General features: G+C 55.7%; 21 protein-coding genes. 19 read left to right on the top strand and 2 right to left on the bottom strand.

The window, feature by feature from the left end; genetic code table 11:
- Positions 1-59: 59 nt before the first annotated feature.
- Positions 60-824, top strand: a complete 765-nt coding sequence (locus tag IM265_RS13195) for a siderophore-interacting protein (RefSeq protein WP_193031386.1) — start codon at positions 60-62, stop codon at positions 822-824.
- Here the strand turns inward: IM265_RS13195 and IM265_RS13190 are convergent, their stop codons facing one another.
- Together IM265_RS13190 and IM265_RS13185 are read right to left on the bottom strand one after the other, a co-directional pair.
- Complete coding sequence (locus tag IM265_RS13190) at positions 825-1,994, bottom strand: hypothetical protein (protein ID WP_063943013.1); 1,170 nt, start codon at positions 1,992-1,994, stop codon at positions 825-827.
- A 193-nt stretch (positions 1,995-2,187) separates the two neighbouring features.
- Complete coding sequence (locus tag IM265_RS13185) at positions 2,188-2,763, bottom strand: phage repressor protein CI (RefSeq protein WP_048958930.1); 576 nt, start codon at positions 2,761-2,763, stop codon at positions 2,188-2,190.
- Between the two features lie 227 nt (positions 2,764-2,990).
- Between IM265_RS13185 and IM265_RS13180 the strand changes: the two genes are divergently transcribed.
- The 18 genes from IM265_RS13180 (at position 2,991) to IM265_RS13100 (ending at position 14,824) form a co-directional block, all read left to right on the top strand.
- On the top strand, positions 2,991-3,329 hold the full coding sequence (locus tag IM265_RS13180) for a DUF5347 domain-containing protein (protein ID WP_063943017.1): 339 nt from the start codon (positions 2,991-2,993) through the stop codon (positions 3,327-3,329).
- Between the two features lie 68 nt (positions 3,330-3,397).
- A complete protein-coding gene (locus tag IM265_RS13175; protein WP_063943019.1) occupies positions 3,398-3,625 on the top strand; it encodes a DUF2732 family protein in 228 nt (75 codons plus the stop codon).
- The gene (locus IM265_RS13170; RefSeq protein WP_041908022.1) at positions 3,625-3,846 is read left to right on the top strand and encodes a TraR/DksA family transcriptional regulator; all 222 of its coding nucleotides are present in this window, start codon (positions 3,625-3,627) and stop codon (positions 3,844-3,846) included. The genes IM265_RS13175 and IM265_RS13170 overlap by 1 nt, the downstream gene beginning before the upstream one ends.
- Position 3,847: 1 nt before the next feature.
- On the top strand, positions 3,848-6,037 hold the full coding sequence (locus IM265_RS13165; RefSeq protein WP_193031387.1) for a replication endonuclease: 2,190 nt from the start codon (positions 3,848-3,850) through the stop codon (positions 6,035-6,037).
- Positions 6,038-6,146: 109 nt separating this feature from the next.
- The gene (locus IM265_RS13160) at positions 6,147-6,587 is read left to right on the top strand and encodes a DinI-like family protein (RefSeq protein WP_041908026.1); all 441 of its coding nucleotides are present in this window, start codon (positions 6,147-6,149) and stop codon (positions 6,585-6,587) included.
- 180 nt (positions 6,588-6,767) lie between these two features.
- A complete protein-coding gene (locus IM265_RS13155; RefSeq protein WP_136343801.1) occupies positions 6,768-6,971 on the top strand; it encodes a tail protein X in 204 nt (67 codons plus the stop codon).
- On the top strand, positions 6,962-7,183 hold the full coding sequence (locus IM265_RS13150) for an HP1 family phage holin (RefSeq protein ID WP_045260131.1): 222 nt from the start codon (positions 6,962-6,964) through the stop codon (positions 7,181-7,183). Before IM265_RS13155 ends, IM265_RS13150 begins: the two co-directional genes overlap by 10 nt.
- A complete protein-coding gene (locus tag IM265_RS13145; RefSeq protein ID WP_193031388.1) occupies positions 7,167-7,676 on the top strand; it encodes a lysozyme in 510 nt (169 codons plus the stop codon). Before IM265_RS13150 ends, IM265_RS13145 begins: the two co-directional genes overlap by 17 nt.
- Positions 7,673-8,098, top strand: coding sequence for an Rz-like lysis system protein LysB (lysB, locus tag IM265_RS13140; protein WP_193031389.1), 426 nt, complete (start codon positions 7,673-7,675; stop codon positions 8,096-8,098). Before IM265_RS13145 ends, lysB begins: the two co-directional genes overlap by 4 nt.
- A complete protein-coding gene (gene lysC, locus IM265_RS22045; protein WP_232927912.1) occupies positions 7,986-8,231 on the top strand; it encodes an Rz1-like lysis system protein LysC in 246 nt (81 codons plus the stop codon). The genes lysB and lysC overlap by 113 nt, the downstream gene beginning before the upstream one ends.
- Entirely contained in the window at positions 8,194-8,661 is a 468-nt protein-coding gene (locus IM265_RS13135; protein ID WP_193031390.1) for a phage tail protein, read from the top strand. Before lysC ends, IM265_RS13135 begins: the two co-directional genes overlap by 38 nt.
- Before the next feature lie 103 nt (positions 8,662-8,764).
- Complete coding sequence (locus IM265_RS13130; RefSeq protein WP_193031391.1) at positions 8,765-9,406, top strand: phage baseplate assembly protein V; 642 nt, start codon at positions 8,765-8,767, stop codon at positions 9,404-9,406.
- A complete protein-coding gene (locus IM265_RS13125) occupies positions 9,403-9,753 on the top strand; it encodes a GPW/gp25 family protein (RefSeq protein ID WP_193031392.1) in 351 nt (116 codons plus the stop codon). Before IM265_RS13130 ends, IM265_RS13125 begins: the two co-directional genes overlap by 4 nt.
- A gap of 5 nt (positions 9,754-9,758) precedes the next feature.
- Positions 9,759-10,667, top strand: a complete 909-nt coding sequence (locus IM265_RS13120; RefSeq protein ID WP_136343796.1) for a baseplate assembly protein — start codon at positions 9,759-9,761, stop codon at positions 10,665-10,667.
- The gene (locus tag IM265_RS13115; protein WP_193031393.1) at positions 10,660-11,190 is read left to right on the top strand and encodes a phage tail protein I; all 531 of its coding nucleotides are present in this window, start codon (positions 10,660-10,662) and stop codon (positions 11,188-11,190) included. Before IM265_RS13120 ends, IM265_RS13115 begins: the two co-directional genes overlap by 8 nt.
- Positions 11,191-11,201: 11 nt before the next feature.
- Positions 11,202-12,875 carry a phage tail protein gene (locus tag IM265_RS22040; RefSeq protein ID WP_226839420.1) on the top strand — a complete coding sequence of 558 codons (1,674 nt, stop codon included), beginning with the start codon at positions 11,202-11,204 and terminating at the stop codon, positions 12,873-12,875.
- Positions 12,863-13,483: a tail fiber assembly protein gene (locus IM265_RS13105; RefSeq protein ID WP_226839418.1), complete on the top strand. Its 621-nt coding sequence runs from the start codon at positions 12,863-12,865 to the stop codon at positions 13,481-13,483. Before IM265_RS22040 ends, IM265_RS13105 begins: the two co-directional genes overlap by 13 nt.
- Before the next feature lie 153 nt (positions 13,484-13,636).
- Positions 13,637-14,824 (top strand): phage tail sheath protein, encoded by a 1,188-nt coding sequence (locus IM265_RS13100; protein WP_193031394.1) that lies wholly within the window; start codon positions 13,637-13,639, stop codon positions 14,822-14,824.
- The last annotated feature ends 9 nt before the right edge of the window (positions 14,825-14,833 follow it).

The following is a 14,833-nucleotide window of genomic DNA, read 5'->3' as shown; positions in this document are numbered from 1 at the left end:
ATCATTATCATTTAAAAATCAATTCCGATATATCGTATTCACCAGAGAAGAGGCTAAAAATGGCATCTACCCGTTACCCACAGCGCGTGCGTAATGACCTGCGCTTTCGCGAGCTGACGGTGCGCCGCGTTGAACGCGTTAGCGCAGGCTTTCAGCGCATTGTTTTAGGCGGCGAGGCGCTGGAGGGCTTTAGCTCCCGCGGCTTCGACGACCACACAAAAGTCTTTTTCCCTGCACCTGGCACCACGTTTGTCCCGCCGAAGGTCACCGATGATGGTATCGACTGGGGCGACGGCGTACGTCCACAGGCGCGCGACTATACGCCGCTGTACGATGAGGCAAATCATGAGCTGGCGCTCGATTTCTTCATTCATGACGGCGGGATTGCCAGCGGCTGGGCAGTCGAGGCGAAGGTGGGCGACAGGTTGACGATCGGCGGCCCGCGCGGTTCGCTGGTAGTGCCGGAGGATTACGCCTGGCAGCTGTACGTGTGCGACGAGTCCGGCATGCCAGCGCTGCGTCGACGTTTAGATAGCATTGCTAAACTGCCGGTTTGTCCGGAGATTCACGCGGTGGTGACCGTAGGTGACGAATCTTATAAGGACTATCTGGCGCACCTGAGTGATTTCAACATCACCTGGGTGGTGGGCCACAGCGAGCAGGCCGTCGCGGACCATCTGGCGGCGCTGACCGTTCCGGCGGAGGATTACTTTATCTGGCTGACCGGAGAAGGGAAGGTGGTAAAAAGCCTGAGCCGCCAGTTTGAAACCAACGCGATTGACCAGCATCTGGTGCGTGCCAGCGCATACTGGCACACTAAATAATCAGGCTGCCGAATCCATCTGCGCTTCGTTAACCTGGTGTTCGAGCGAGGCGCATACTTCTTTTAGCGCTTTCTCCTGCTGAGCAAAGTACGCTTCCATATTGCTCAGCGACGAGACCAGCAGCCAGGACTCCTCTTTTTCCAGCTCCGCCAGCTCGTTCACTAAGGTGTCGATTTGCTCGCGGACCTGCGCCATTTTTTTGCGGATACGCTCCAGATCGTTCAGCCTGTCGCTCGCCATCAATGGCTCGAACCCCTGCTGCAGGCGGGCCACCAGCGAGCGAATGGTTTTGACGTCGCCGCGCTGTTTGGCCTGGTTGAGCTGCACCATCATCGCGTTGGCTTCCTCTTTCAGATCGTCTGCGACTAAATCCGGATGGCAGAGCTTGCTCGCCTGCCGCCAGAGGCGCTTGAGTTCGTTCTGATCTTCTTCCGAGAGATGTTTGCCCTTGCGCAGCCGCACTTCGGCATCGTGATGCTGTTCGCGATACTTCTCGTACTCTTCGTTGGCCTCGTCGCGCGCCTGACGCGCGGGCTCTTCTTCGCGCGTTAAGCCGCTTTCCAGTTCGAGCGCTTCGGCCAGCAGGTTGGCAATCAGATTGCTTTGCTGCTCCAGATGCTTACGCGCCTGAGCGGCCTGGACGGAGTCAGCCGGGAGATCGCGCCAGCGCTGGGTAAGCGTCGCCAGCACCTCCACCGCCTGCGCCATATAGCGCTGACAGCGGCGGTAATCCTCCTCGCGACGACGTGCCTCCGCCTGCTGACGACGCAGGTTCAGCTCCGCCAGCGTTTTACGCAGGGCGAGGATCTGCTGCATCAGCGGTCCGAGGCGGGAGAAATAGAGATCGTTGAACTCATCAAGCTGCTGCACGCGCGCGTTGCGGCGGTCAATCAGATCGCGCAGACGCTCTTCCAGCGCCTTCAGCTCCAGCTTGCTGGCGGCTACCTGTGGGTCACGCCACGGGGTCACGGCGCGCTGGCCCTGCAGCCAGGCGGTAATAGCCGCCATGGCCGCGGTGTAGTTCTTCTCCTCAAGCGCCACGACGATTGTCTGTAGCTCATCGTCAAACGCTTCATTTTTCAGGCGTGTCAGCTGGCTCTGGATGATGTCGTCATCTTCCAGTTCAATGGCATTTTTAATGATTTCTAGCCGTTTGATCGGTGTGCTCATGATGCCTTTCGCTTTGGCGCTTAAGTATTTGAGTTAAGGGTAGTTGTTGTAAAAGCTACAGGAAATAATACACACGGATGATGATCGGCGCGATGGGGGATTTCTTTAGATTTGCAGTTTGTGAGGTATGAGATATGAGCAGGAAAGCGAATACGCAAAATGGCTTCGTTTTCACTGTTTCCTGCTCTGTCCCTTAGATAACCTCGCTGTAGATCCCCACCACGCGACCCACCGTTTTTATCTCGGTGATACCGCACTCAAACGGAACTTTACCGCCCGCTACGTGGAGTTTTTTGCCCGGTAACAGCGTTAAGTCGCGGATGCTGGCGGTGCCTTCAATCTCGACCAGCCAAAGGCCGTCGGTTAACGACGCCTCTTTTTCGATAAAGTGAAGCTTTCCCTCTGCCCGAACGGCGATGCCGCGAGCCAGCGGTTTGCTAAAGAAACTGGCATCAATGCTCAAAATGGTATTTTCTTCCAGCTTACCATCACTGAGTGTGAATGCCGAAACTGAAACCGGATCGCCCGATGCGGTGTTACCTTCAAACTGCGCACCTTGCCCGGTCATCAGCCAGCGCAGGCTGGCACCGGTGTCCAGCGCGCACTGAACCGCGAAGTCGTAAGAGATGGTACCGCGCGCGTAGCGGTTCTGAAGCGAGCTGGCGGCGATATTAAAGTGCCGGGCCAGCTGGATTTTCTGCGTGAAACCATATACCTGACAGATTCTATCGAGTAACTCTTCATTATTCACTTGAGAATCCAGTATCAAAATATATTCCTTTGGGTGTTTACTAATACTCAATTGGGTATTAATATCATTGCAAATTCGAGCAATCAGCGTCAGAAGTTGGCAAACAGAGGCTAATGATTGCAGACATTATCAAAATGGGAATTTTGCAGCATGGCTTGTGAAATCGCAATCATCAAACGGCGGAAAATGCCGTGCTATGAGCGTTTTCAGCACATTAGCGTGCGTGAATTTATGCGAGGGGAGATATGGCGATAGAAGCTGCCCATGCAAGGGTTCCACTTAGCGTGGGAGCACGTCTTAACGGGCTTAACCACGTCGCTGAACTGCGCGCCCGATACGGGAGCGATAGCGGAAAAGAGCTGGCACGGTTTATGGCCGAGCTGCGCGATAAGCGCGATCCCTGTTTTGAGGAGAACAGCAGGGCGCTGGCCGCCATCTTTTACCTGGCGAGATTACCCGTCGCCCGTCATGAGTGCGATATCAGCGAGCTGACGACCGAAGAGAAACGGGCGCTAATTACCGCCATGAATCATTTTCGTGCCGTTGTGAGTTTATTTCCTGAACGGCTGACCATGCCGATATAACCCAACCAAAAACCTAATGGCGTAAACCCGCCGGGCAGCCTATTGCCTGAAATTAAGGAGAACGCGTGATGCGAAACAGTGAAAACCGCCCCTATCCGATCGGAAGTGAAGAACTGAAACGCCTGCTGATGGAGGCAAAAACAGAGGAACGATGCGCGCGAGCCCTCGCGGTCTCCCTGCGCCTGGAGGCGCTGGCGAGCCATATCTGCAAAACCGGCATGAGCGGAGAGGACGTTGCCGAACTGCTGTGCCACGAGGCAGCCCGCTACGAGCGTGAATCACAGGAGCTGCACTGATGGCCGATTTTATCGATCTTGCGCAGGCGCGCGAGCAGGAAGACAGAGAGCGCCACATTAACAGCGCCCGCAGGCGACCCGCATCGCCTTCGCGTTTTCTGTGCGAGGACTGCGATGCGCCGATACCTGAGGCGCGTCGAAAGGCGGTACCTGGAGTGGCCTTGTGCATCACATGCCAGGAGATCGCGGAGATGAAAAATAAACACGTCCGGGGAGGATGAGTTGGCGACGTCATTTGCTTATCCGTGGAACGCTCCACGGTCGGCCATTGCCAGCCCTTACCTCACGCACACCCAACAGCAGCGTCGCGATCGCCTCTTCGCGGCGCTGCAGCAGGCAAGAATTGCCCTCTCACAGCAGCCTGACTGCGTGCGCTTCGAGGTCTGGCGCACGATTGACGCCCTCGAGCAGCATCAGGGCAGCCTGAAGGCTAATGCTTTCTCGATCCGCTTCTGCAAAAGGATGTTGCCCCGCCTGCGTCTGGTCTCTGAACGCTATGCCTGCAAGGGCCTGCACAATACGGTCTCCAGGGCCGTGTTTAATGACCATTTCGACACCCAGATTCTGCAATACCTCGCTTCGAGGATGGTTGAGCTGGTTACGCGCTATAACCGTCTTCCGGATATGTCCCGCGCGGACATCGACCTGCTGGCCGCAGATATCGCCAGCTTTATTCGCGGCGAGCTGGCGAATATTAACGATGCTGAGATGGGCGAATACCGGACGCTTTACGTCTGGTACCAGCGCGCCGGACTGATCGCCCGGCAGTTCAACGTTTCGCCTCCCCACTGGGAACGGGTGTCAAAGACGTTTTTCAACAAAGATGACGTTGCCTCGGCGGTGATCCGCATGTTTTCCGAGGTGTGGTGGCGCGGGCGCCTGCGCCGTATCGCGGCGGCCTGGCGCGAGCATTTGCAGATTGCCCTCGGCAACGTCAGCAAAAAGAGAACGGCGTATGCGAGCAGGCGCTGCGTGACCGAGTGGCGCGAGCAGAAGCGCCGCACCCGCGAATTTCTCAAGGGCATGGAGCTTGAAGATGAAGAGGGCAACCGCATCAGCCTGATTGAAAAATACGATACCTCGGTGTCTAACCCGGCGATACGCCGCTGTGAACTGATGACCCGCATCCGCGGGTTTGAAAATATCTGTGAGGCGCTGGGCTACGTGGGCGAGTTCTATACCTTAACCGCGCCCGCGCAGTATCACGCGACCGTGAAATCGGGCTACCCCAACGCTAAGTGGAACGGGGCCAGCCCGGCGGATACGCAAGGCTACTTTACCCGTCTCTGGGCGCGTATCCGGGCAAAACTCCACCGGGACGGGCGACGTATTTTTGGTATCCGCGTTGCGGAACCCCATCACGACGGTACGCCCCACTGGCACATGCTGATGTTTATGCTGCCGGAAGATGTTGACTGCGTTCGCCAGATTATCGGGGATTACGCGCGGCAGGAGGATGCTGTTGAGCTGCAGAGCGAAAGTGCCATAAGAGCGCGCTTTCACGCGGAAGCGATCGATCCTAAGAAAGGCAGTGCTACCGGTTACATAGCCAAATACATCTCAAAGAATATCGACGGCTATGCGCTCGATGGCGAGACCGATAACGAAAGCGGCGGACTTCTGAAGGAGACGGCGTCCGCCGTTTCGGCCTGGGCGGGACGCTGGCACATTCGTCAGTTTCAGTTCATCGGCGGCGCGCCGGTAACGGTCTACCGCGAGCTGCGACGTATGGCGGATACTGAGGCCGCGCGCGGCTTGAGCGTTGAGTTTGCCGCCGTCCATGATGCCGCCGACGCCGGTGACTGGGCGGGTTACGTTACTGCGCAGGGCGGGCCGTTTGTCCGTCGCGATGATTTACAGGTGCGCACGCTGTATGGACCGCGCGCCGGGTTTAACCAGTACGGCGAGGAAACGGTCCGTATTCGTGGCGTGTACGACTCCGCCGTCGGCGCGGGCAGCCCGATTGTCACCCGGCTCACCCAGTGGAAAATTGTGCCGAAGAGGGCCCCGGAAATTAAGAATGCGCCTGAGCCCTCTCGGAGTTCTGTCAATAACTGTACGCAGGACGATCTGTCTCAGCCCCTAAGCCGGCGTGCGAGACGGGCATTAACCGAACGCATCAAATTCATCCGCCCCGGCGCTACGTCGCCCATCGTCTTCGCGAGCGACCCGCAGAACGGGGTACCAGAGAAGGTGATTGACGAGATACGGCTCGCCACCGGGATAGCCATCAGCCGGGGCGAGGCCCTGCATCTTATGGCCGGAGGCGTTAGCCGTTTTAACGACAAATGGTGCAGGGGCGCAGCTGACGGAACGCTATTTCCTGCAGCGTGTTCTTATCAGGAAAAGGCGCGGAAAATCCTTGAACGTATTGGGTATTTAACGGATCTGTTAACCAGTCGAGTACGCTAATCTTTATCGATATCATGTACATACCGTTAAAGGTTCTGATTTTTCGCTTCACTCTTTTTATGAATACATGCTACTGTATGTTTATACAGTATCTCGTGGTGGAGGTTGTGTGGACAGAGAGTTGAACGAGCAGGTCATGATTGAACGAGTCGAGATGATTGCTCGGCTGACGACAGAAGGAACGTGTCAGGAAAGAGATCGTGAGATTGCCCTGAATTTGATTGCTGAGATTGCGCGGGGAAATTTAATCAAGAACAACGCCTTTACCGTTGTTTTCTCGGCATCGCCTGTTCCGGAACGAATCAAAAAAGAGAGTAACGTTCGGGTGAACATTACTCTCGATAAAGATCGGCTGGCTGGCCAGTCCGTCGCCGAAGCCTTTCAGTGCGAACTGACCCGCAGAATAGGGTCCCTGTTTCCGTCAACGAGGGTGACCGTGAGAGTAGGCTCGGTGACGGGGGTAGAGCTCCAGGGGCTTGAAAAAGAGGCCGATCGCGAGGCGCTGGACACTATTCTCCGGGAAGTCTGGGAAGACGAGAGCTGGCGTTAAACCCGGTTTTATTACCCGGACCGAACACCCTCATTAGATTTTTACGTTCCCATTGAACCGCGCTTCGCTTCCCTCGGATGGTTTGTTGTGTCCGCGAGCGTCCATCCGTCAGCGATAGCGAAAAGCCTGCTGGCCCGGGAAACTCTTCAGTACCTGGAAACCGGATGTCGGGAGCGACTGATGAAGATCTATGCAATGCAGGGGGACACGCTTGATGCCGTTTGCGCCCGCTTTTATGGGCGCACGGCTGGCGTCGTTGAAGCCGTTCTGAAGGCCAACTCTGGCCTCGCGGAGTTAGGGGTTATCTTGCCTCACGGCACGCCGGTAGAGATGCCGGAGGTGGATACCGCCCCCACAAAAGAATCCGTAAACCTATGGGACTGAGCCTGGAGAAAATCACCACGTTTATCGCCTACTGGCTGGCCGTGGCGCTTGCCTGGTTCGGGGCGATGTCTCCTGACAAAGTCGCGCTGTACGTGGGAAGTCTTTGCGCCATTTTTACCGCGCTGACGAATTACTGGTTTAAGCGAAAAACCTGGCGCTATCTCAAATCTCTTGGCCTCGATAAGAAGAGCATTCGTGAACTCAATCATTAAGCGTTGCAGCGTCGCCGGCGTGCTGGCCCTGGCGGTGCTGATGCCTGATTTTCGGTTACTGAAAACGTCTCCTGAGGGGCTGGCGTTGATTGCCGATCTTGAGGGATGCCGCCTCTCGCCCTACCGGTGTAGTGCCGGGGTGTGGACGTCAGGCATTGGCCACACGGCAAACGTTGTGCCCACGCGGGACATTACCGAACGCGAGGCCGCGGCAAACCTGGTCGCTGATGTGCTCAACGTGGAGCGGCGGCTGGCGGCGTGCGCGCCGGTAGAAATGCCGCCACGGGTCTACGACGCGCTGGTGAGCTTCACGTTTAATGTCGGCGCAGGCGCTGCCTGTCGTTCGACGCTGGTGTCGTTTATCAAGCGTAAACAGTGGTCGCAGGCGTGCGAGCAGCTTACCCGCTGGGTGTACGTCAACGGCGTTAAAAATACCGGGCTCGAAAATCGCCGTGTCCGCGAGAAGGCATGGTGCACGAAGGGGTTGCTATGAGAGCCCTCATGCTGGCGCTGGCCGGGCTGCTGGCCATCACGCTGTGGCTCCGTCATGACAACCTGACCCTGTCCCGTTCCTTAGCTACGGCTAACCGGGTCGCCAGCGAGCAAAAAAATGCCCTCGCCACGCTTAACCATCAGCTGTCCCTGTCGCAACGGATTGCCCGATCAAACGAAAACGCCCAGGTCAGGCTCCGCGAGGCGCTTGTCACTGCGGGCGAAGAGAGCGCGAGACGGGAAGCGACTATCGGGAGATTACTCAATGAAAATGAAGCGTTACGCCGCTGGTATAGTGCTCGGCTGCCTGATGCTGTCCGCAGGTTGCACACCCGCACCGCCTGTGCCTCCGCAGCCCATTGTTTACCACGCCTGCCCGAAGGTGAGCCTCTGCCCGATGCCGGGCAGCGAACCCGCCACTAACGGCGATCTCAGCGCGGATATTCGCAGGCTTGAGTATGCCCTTATCGCCTGCGCGCTGCAGGTTGAAACCATTAAAAACTGTCAGGATAAATTCGATGCACAAACTCAAGAGCCTGCGCCAGGCATTAATTGACGCGATCCCCCAACTGAACGCTAGCCCGGAACGCCTGCAGATGTCGGTCGGAAGCGGGTATATTGACGCCCGCCTGGCCTCCTCGCTCTCCTTTGAAAAACACTATCAACTGAATGCAAAGGTCAGCGGTTTCACCGGCGACAGCGAGGGATTGTTCGTTCCCGTGCTGGCCTGGCTTCGGGAAAACCAGCCGGACATTTTTACCCTTGATGAAGGCCGTAAAAACGGATGTTCCTTCACGATCGTCTTAAACGATGACGATACGATGGATATCAGCATCAGTTTGCAATTAACCGAGCGCATGCTTGTTGCCCAGGATCAGAGCGCTCTGTACGCGACGTATTCCCCGGAGCCGCCGCTGCCGGAGCCCGTCACGCGTCCGACGTCGTTGTACATCAACGGTGAGCTGGTCAGCCAGTGGGAGGCGTAAGTTCCCCCACGCCGAGAGCCCGCTGTCTGTACAGCGTGTTGTTTCATCCCGCATAAAACCCCGTCTCGTTGCTGCCGTTCTCTCTGAACGGCATTCTCTTCTCATGAATACATTAACTTCCATTAACGGTATCGCTCGCGCGATCCGCAATCTGATTCGTATCGGTGTTGTGACCGATGTTGACCTCAACAGGGGGCTTTGTCGTGTCCAGACCGGCGGGATGAAAACCACCTGGCTGAACTGGCTAACCTGTCGTGCGGGACGTTCGCGCGTGTGGTGGGCGCCTTCCGAGGGCGAGCAGGTGCTGCTGCTGGCCATCGGCGGCGAGCTTGATACCGCCTTTGTACTGCCCGGCATTTTCTCGGACGACCATCCGGCCCCGTCCGGGTCGTCTGACGCGATCCATGTATCGTTCCCTGACGGCGCGGTGATCGAGTACGAACCCGAACGCGGGGCGCTGACGGTTACTGGCATTAAAACGGCCGACATTACCGCCTCGGAATCGCTGACCGCCACCGTGCCGGAGGTGCGGGTGACGTCAACTTCCCGCATCACGCTGGATACGCCTGAAGTGGTGTGTACCAACAAGTTAATTACCGCCTCTCTTGAAGTGCAGCAGGGCGGTGTGATGGCCGGAAATATTGAGCATTCCGGCGGTAAATTCACCTCCAATGGGGTGCAGGTGGACAACCATGCGCACGGCAGCGTGCAAAGCGGCGGAAGCTGGACTAAGGGGACACAATGACGGTGCGATACAGGGCAATGAACAGGCAGACCGGGCTGAGCATTTCAGAAGCTGAACACATCCGGCAAAGCGTGCGCGACATTCTGGTCACGCCGATTGGCTCGCGGGTCATGCGCAGGGACTACGGCTCGCTGCTGGCGGCGATGATCGACAGGCCGCAGAGCCCTGCGCTGCGTCTGCAAATCATGTCCGCATGCTATTCCGCCATCCAGAAATGGGAGCCGCGGATAAGCCTGACGGCAATCACTTTCGAGCGTTCGGAGAACGACGGGACGCTGTATGTCGATATCACCGGCACGCGCCCGACCTCCGGACAATCCTTTTCTATCACCATTTCACTGAGTTAAACGCTATGGCTATTGTTGATCTGAGCCAGCTCGCCGCGCCTGATGTCGTGGAAGAGGTGGATTATGAAACGCTGTTGGCAGAACGAAAGGCCACCTTTGTCTCGCTCTATCCCGAAGAGGAACGAGAGGCGATTGCGCGGACGCTGACGCTGGAGTCAGAGCCGATTGTGAAGCTCCTGCAGGAGAATGCCTACCGGGAAGTCATGTGGCGTCAGCGGGTTAACGAGGCCGCGCGTGCGGTCATGTTGGCCTATGCAGCGGGCAGCGATCTGGACCAGATTGGGGCAAACGCTAACCTTGCGCGTCTGGTGATCGCCCCTGCCGACGACACCACATTTCCGCCCACGCCGGCTGTGATGGAGTCCGATACCGATTTTCGTCTGCGCATTCAGCAGGCCCCGGAAGGGCTGAGTGTCGCGGGCTCGACTGGCGCGTACCAGTTCCATGGCCGCAGTGCCGATGGGCGGGTAGCGGACATCTCCGTCATCAGCCCGCAGCCAGCGAACGTCACAATTTCCGTACTCTCCCGGGAGAATAACGGCATAGCGTCTGAAGAGCTGATCGCTATTGTTCGTAACGCCCTAAACGATGAAGACGTCAGGCCGGTTGCCGACCGCGTTACCGTTCAGTCGGCCAAAATAGTTGACTACAGCATTGAAGCATCGCTTTTCCTTTTTCCCGGCCCCGAAAGCGAGCCGGTACTCAACGCGGCAAGAGCCCGGTTACAGGCCTATATCACGGCTCAGCATCGGCTTGGACGCGATATTCGCAAGTCCGCCATTTATGCCGCTCTTCACGTAGAAGGGGTGCAGCGGGTGGAACTGACCGCACCCGCGGCTGACATCGTGCTTGATGAAACCCAGGCCTCATGGTGCAGCCACTACAGCGTAACCGTGGGAGGGAACGATGAGTAACACCCGCCTTTTACCGGTTGGCTCATCGCCCCTTGAGGTCGCGGCAGCGCGCGCCTGTGCGGACATCGAAAATACGCCCGTTCCGCTGCGCCACCTCTGGAATGTGGATACCTGCCCGGCGAATTTGCTGCCGTGGCTGGCATGGGCATTTTCGGTTGACCGCTGGGACGAGAGCTGGCCGGAAGCCACCAAGCGGGACGTGATCCGCGCGGCGTGGTTTATCCATGCCCACAAAGGGACGATTGGCGCCGTGCGTCGCGTGGTGGAGCCGCTTGGCTATCTGATTAACGTCACCGAGTGGTGGGAAACCAACGATCCGCCCGGCACCTTTCGCCTTGATATTGGCGTGCTGGACACCGGTATCACCGAAGAAATGTATTACGAAATGGAGAGGCTGATTGCTGATGCAAAGCCTGCCAGCCGCCACCTTATTGGCCTGAATATCATCCAGGACATTCCGGGTTATCTCTATACCGGCGCCCTGAGCTATGACGGCGACATCATCACGGTTTATCCCGGATAAGTGAGAGCACAATGACAGTGAAATATAAAACGGTTATCACCAAAGCCGGTGCCGAAAAACTGGCTGCAGCGACCGTCCCGAACGGCAAGAAAGTGAATTTTACGGCGATGGCGGTGGGTGACGGTGGGGGCACGTTGCCGGTGCCTGATGCCGGGCAGACGAAGCTGGTTAATGAAGTCTGGCGCCATGCGCTTAATAAAATCAGCCAGGATAATAAAAAGCAGAACTATGTGATCGCAGAACTTCTTATTCCTTCTGAAACCGGCGGTTTCTGGATGCGAGAAATGGGGCTCTATGATGACACGGGGACACTCATCGCAGTCGGGAACATGGCGGAAAGTTATAAGCCGTTGTTAGATGAAGGATCTGGGCGTGCGCAGACTGTGAGAATGGTGATCATGGTCAGCGATATCGCCTCGGTGGAGCTCTCGATAGATACTTCTACAGTAATGGCAACCCAGGAGTACGTTGATGAGAAGCTTGAAGAGCATGAGCAGTCTCGTCGCCATCCTGATGCCACGCTGACAGCTAAAGGGTTTACTCAGCTTAGTAGTGCGACTGATAGCTCCTCTGAAGCGCTGGCGGCAACGCCGAAAGCGGTTAAGGCGGCGAATGACAATGCTAATGGTCGCGTGCCATCAGGAAGGAAGGTTAACGGGCGACCGCTGACGGAAGATATTAGTATTACCGCGCAAGATATTTTTAATGGTCAGACTGTTAGCATTGGAAATGCCATAGATCTCAATACTCTGACAACACCAGGGCTTTACTATCAAACTGCAAATGTTCAGGCTGCTTCCGGGAAGAACTATCCAGAACCTGCCGCTGGTTCGCTTGAAGTTTACAAACATGCAGGTATTACACAGGTTTATCGGATATATTCTAATTCCGGTTCCTACATCCGTACGTTTTACAACAGTGTTTGGTCAGGCTGGAGAATGCAGTATGACGCAGACCACAAACCCACACCTGCTGAAATCGGTGCGGTATCTGCACAAGGGGGAGATTACAATGGCGTTCTCCGGTTTGGTAGTGTAGGAACCGTGCCAACAGAAAGAAACTCGGCGAAACTTATTAGCGCTCAGCCATCTGGTGCGGGAGGAATAGTCTCTGGTGCTATGTTTGAATGGTACGATAATTCAATGGCTATTGGCCTTACCAGAGGTAATAGCACTGACGCGACAGGTTTCTCAATTTGGCTGAATAATAAGAATCTTTTTAATATTGACCCTTCCGGAAATACTGGAGTTGCAGGTAATTTAGTTACTGTAGGTAGTATTTATTCAAATTACGTACAAACATCCGGAGATTTGCGTTCTGAGCGCAATATTAGCAGTAAAGGGTTAATTCAGGCTGGGAGTGGATTGTTCGATACTCCAGGTGTGCGAGTCTACTCACCTAATAACCCGCCGCCCCAGCAGGATTTGAGCCCTTATGCAACTACTGCATGGGTCAACGGGAACTTTTCAACACAAGCCTGGACTGTCGCTAACTTTCTGCAAGGGGGAATGAGGCTGGCTTCATCAGGAACGGCAACCAACGGGAATAACGATAACACGTTTGCATATGCTCCAGATGGTGCTGTTGTCACCGCTGTGCAGCAAAAGACAAACTACACAGCGGTGCTATATCGTTATGTCCAATATAACATCGGCGGAAACTGGTATACGGCATGGGTGGCTTAATGACAATGCAATCAGGTGTATTTAAAAAATATGACCCATTAGAAAAATGGGGAAAATATACTCCAGCGAAAGTGGCAAAACTTACGCCGGAGGAGCTCGAATTATATTATGTTGCTAAATCACCGGAAATGAATGTTGTTTTTCTGAAAGATGAAAATGGCAATGACTGGTATCAGTGGCTTAAGAAACTTTCAAAAGAAACGTTGAAAGTTTCTTTCAATCCTGACTCGAAAGAAATCGTTCATTTCTCTTATGATGCGAGCACGATTTTTCCGGTTAATCAGATTGTCGTTGAAATCGGGCCAGAGAGTGTACCGGATGTATTTACCGCTGCGGGTGAGAAAGCATTAGGCGGTGCGTTTCTTTTTGTTGATGGCAAAATTACTGCCGCGCCGGTGGATTATGCAGCAGAAGCACAACGCAATAAACTGGAGCTGCTGACTCAGGCAAATAACGTCATCGCCACGCTGCAGGATGCGGTTGAGCTGGATATGGCGACTGAGGAAGAAACAGCGAACTTGCAGGAGTGGAAGAAATACCGTGTGCTTCTGAGTCGGGTCGATGTTGATAAACCGGTCTGGCCGCCTCTGCCTGAAACAAAATTATAAATCGATACGCCGTGCTTTTTGCCAGAATGGCCTGAGCCCTCCATCCGGAGGGTTTTTCGTTTGTTGTGTAATCCTTTCCCCAACCCCAATACGTCGCATCAATCGCGCGCTCCACAGACAATAGCCTCACCACTAAACGAAGGAGTTAACCGGATGGGCGACTATCACCACGGCGTGGAAGTTATCGAAATCAACGATGGCACCCGCACCATTTCCACCGTCTCGACGGCAATCATCGGCATGGTCTGTACGGCCAGCGATGCTGACGACAAGACATTTCCTTTAAACGAGCCCGTGCTCATTACCAACGTGCAAAGCGCGATTGCGAAAGCCGGCAAGGCGGGGACGCTGTCCGCTTCTCTGCAGGCGATCGCCGACCAGTGTAAACCGGTTGTTGTGGTTGTTCGCGTGGCTGAAGGCACTGCAGAGACCCCGGAAGAGGCCCGCAAACAGACCGTTTCCAACATCATCGGTACCACCGATGAAAACGGTAAATACACCGGTCTGAAGGCGCTTCTCACGGCGAAAACGGTGACCGGCGTTAAGCCACGCATTCTCGGCGTACCGGGGCTGGACTCTCAGGAAGTGGCAACCGCTCTGGCCGCCACGTGCCAGAGCCTGCGCGCGTTTGGCTATGTCAGCGCATGGGGGTGCAAAACCATTTCTGAGGCGATCAACTACCGCAAAAACTTTAGCCAGCGCGAGCTGATGGTTATCCACCCTGATTTTCTGGCGTGGGATACCACTACCAATGCGACGACAATGGCCTGGGCGACCGCCCGTGCGCTTGGCCTGCGTGCCAAAATCGATCAGACAATGGGCTGGCATAAAACCCTGTCAAACGTTGGCGTTAACGGCGTCACTGGCGTAAGCGCTTCGGTCTCCTGGGATCTGCAGGAACAGGCCACCGACGCGAACCTGCTTAACCAGGCTGGCGTCACCACGCTGATTCGCAACGACGGCTTCAAATTCTGGGGTAACCGCACCTGCTCAGACGATCCGTTATTCGTCTTTGAAAACTACACCCGTACCGCGCAGGTGCTGGCCGGTACCATGGCGGAAGCGCACGCGTGGGCGATGGATAAACCCATCACGCCAACGCTTATCCGCGACATCGTGTCCGGTATTAATGCCAAGTTCCGCGAGCTGAAAACCAACGGCTATATCGTCGACGGCTCCTGCTGGTATGACCCTGAGTCGAACGACGCATCAACCCTGAAAGCGGGGAAACTGTATATCGATTATGACTACACCCCTGTCCCGCCGCTGGAAAATCTGACCCTGCGCCAGCGCATCACCGATACCTATCTGGCAGACCTGTCAGATTCGGTTAATAGCTAAGGAGCTGAA

Origin of the sequence: Enterobacter cloacae complex sp. P17RS, assembly GCF_014895885.1 — a bacterium.
GTDB classification, from domain to species: domain Bacteria; phylum Pseudomonadota; class Gammaproteobacteria; order Enterobacterales; family Enterobacteriaceae; genus Enterobacter; species Enterobacter bugandensis.
The sequence above is the reverse complement of the archived record's forward strand: the minus strand, read 5'-3'. Positions and strand labels throughout refer to the sequence as shown.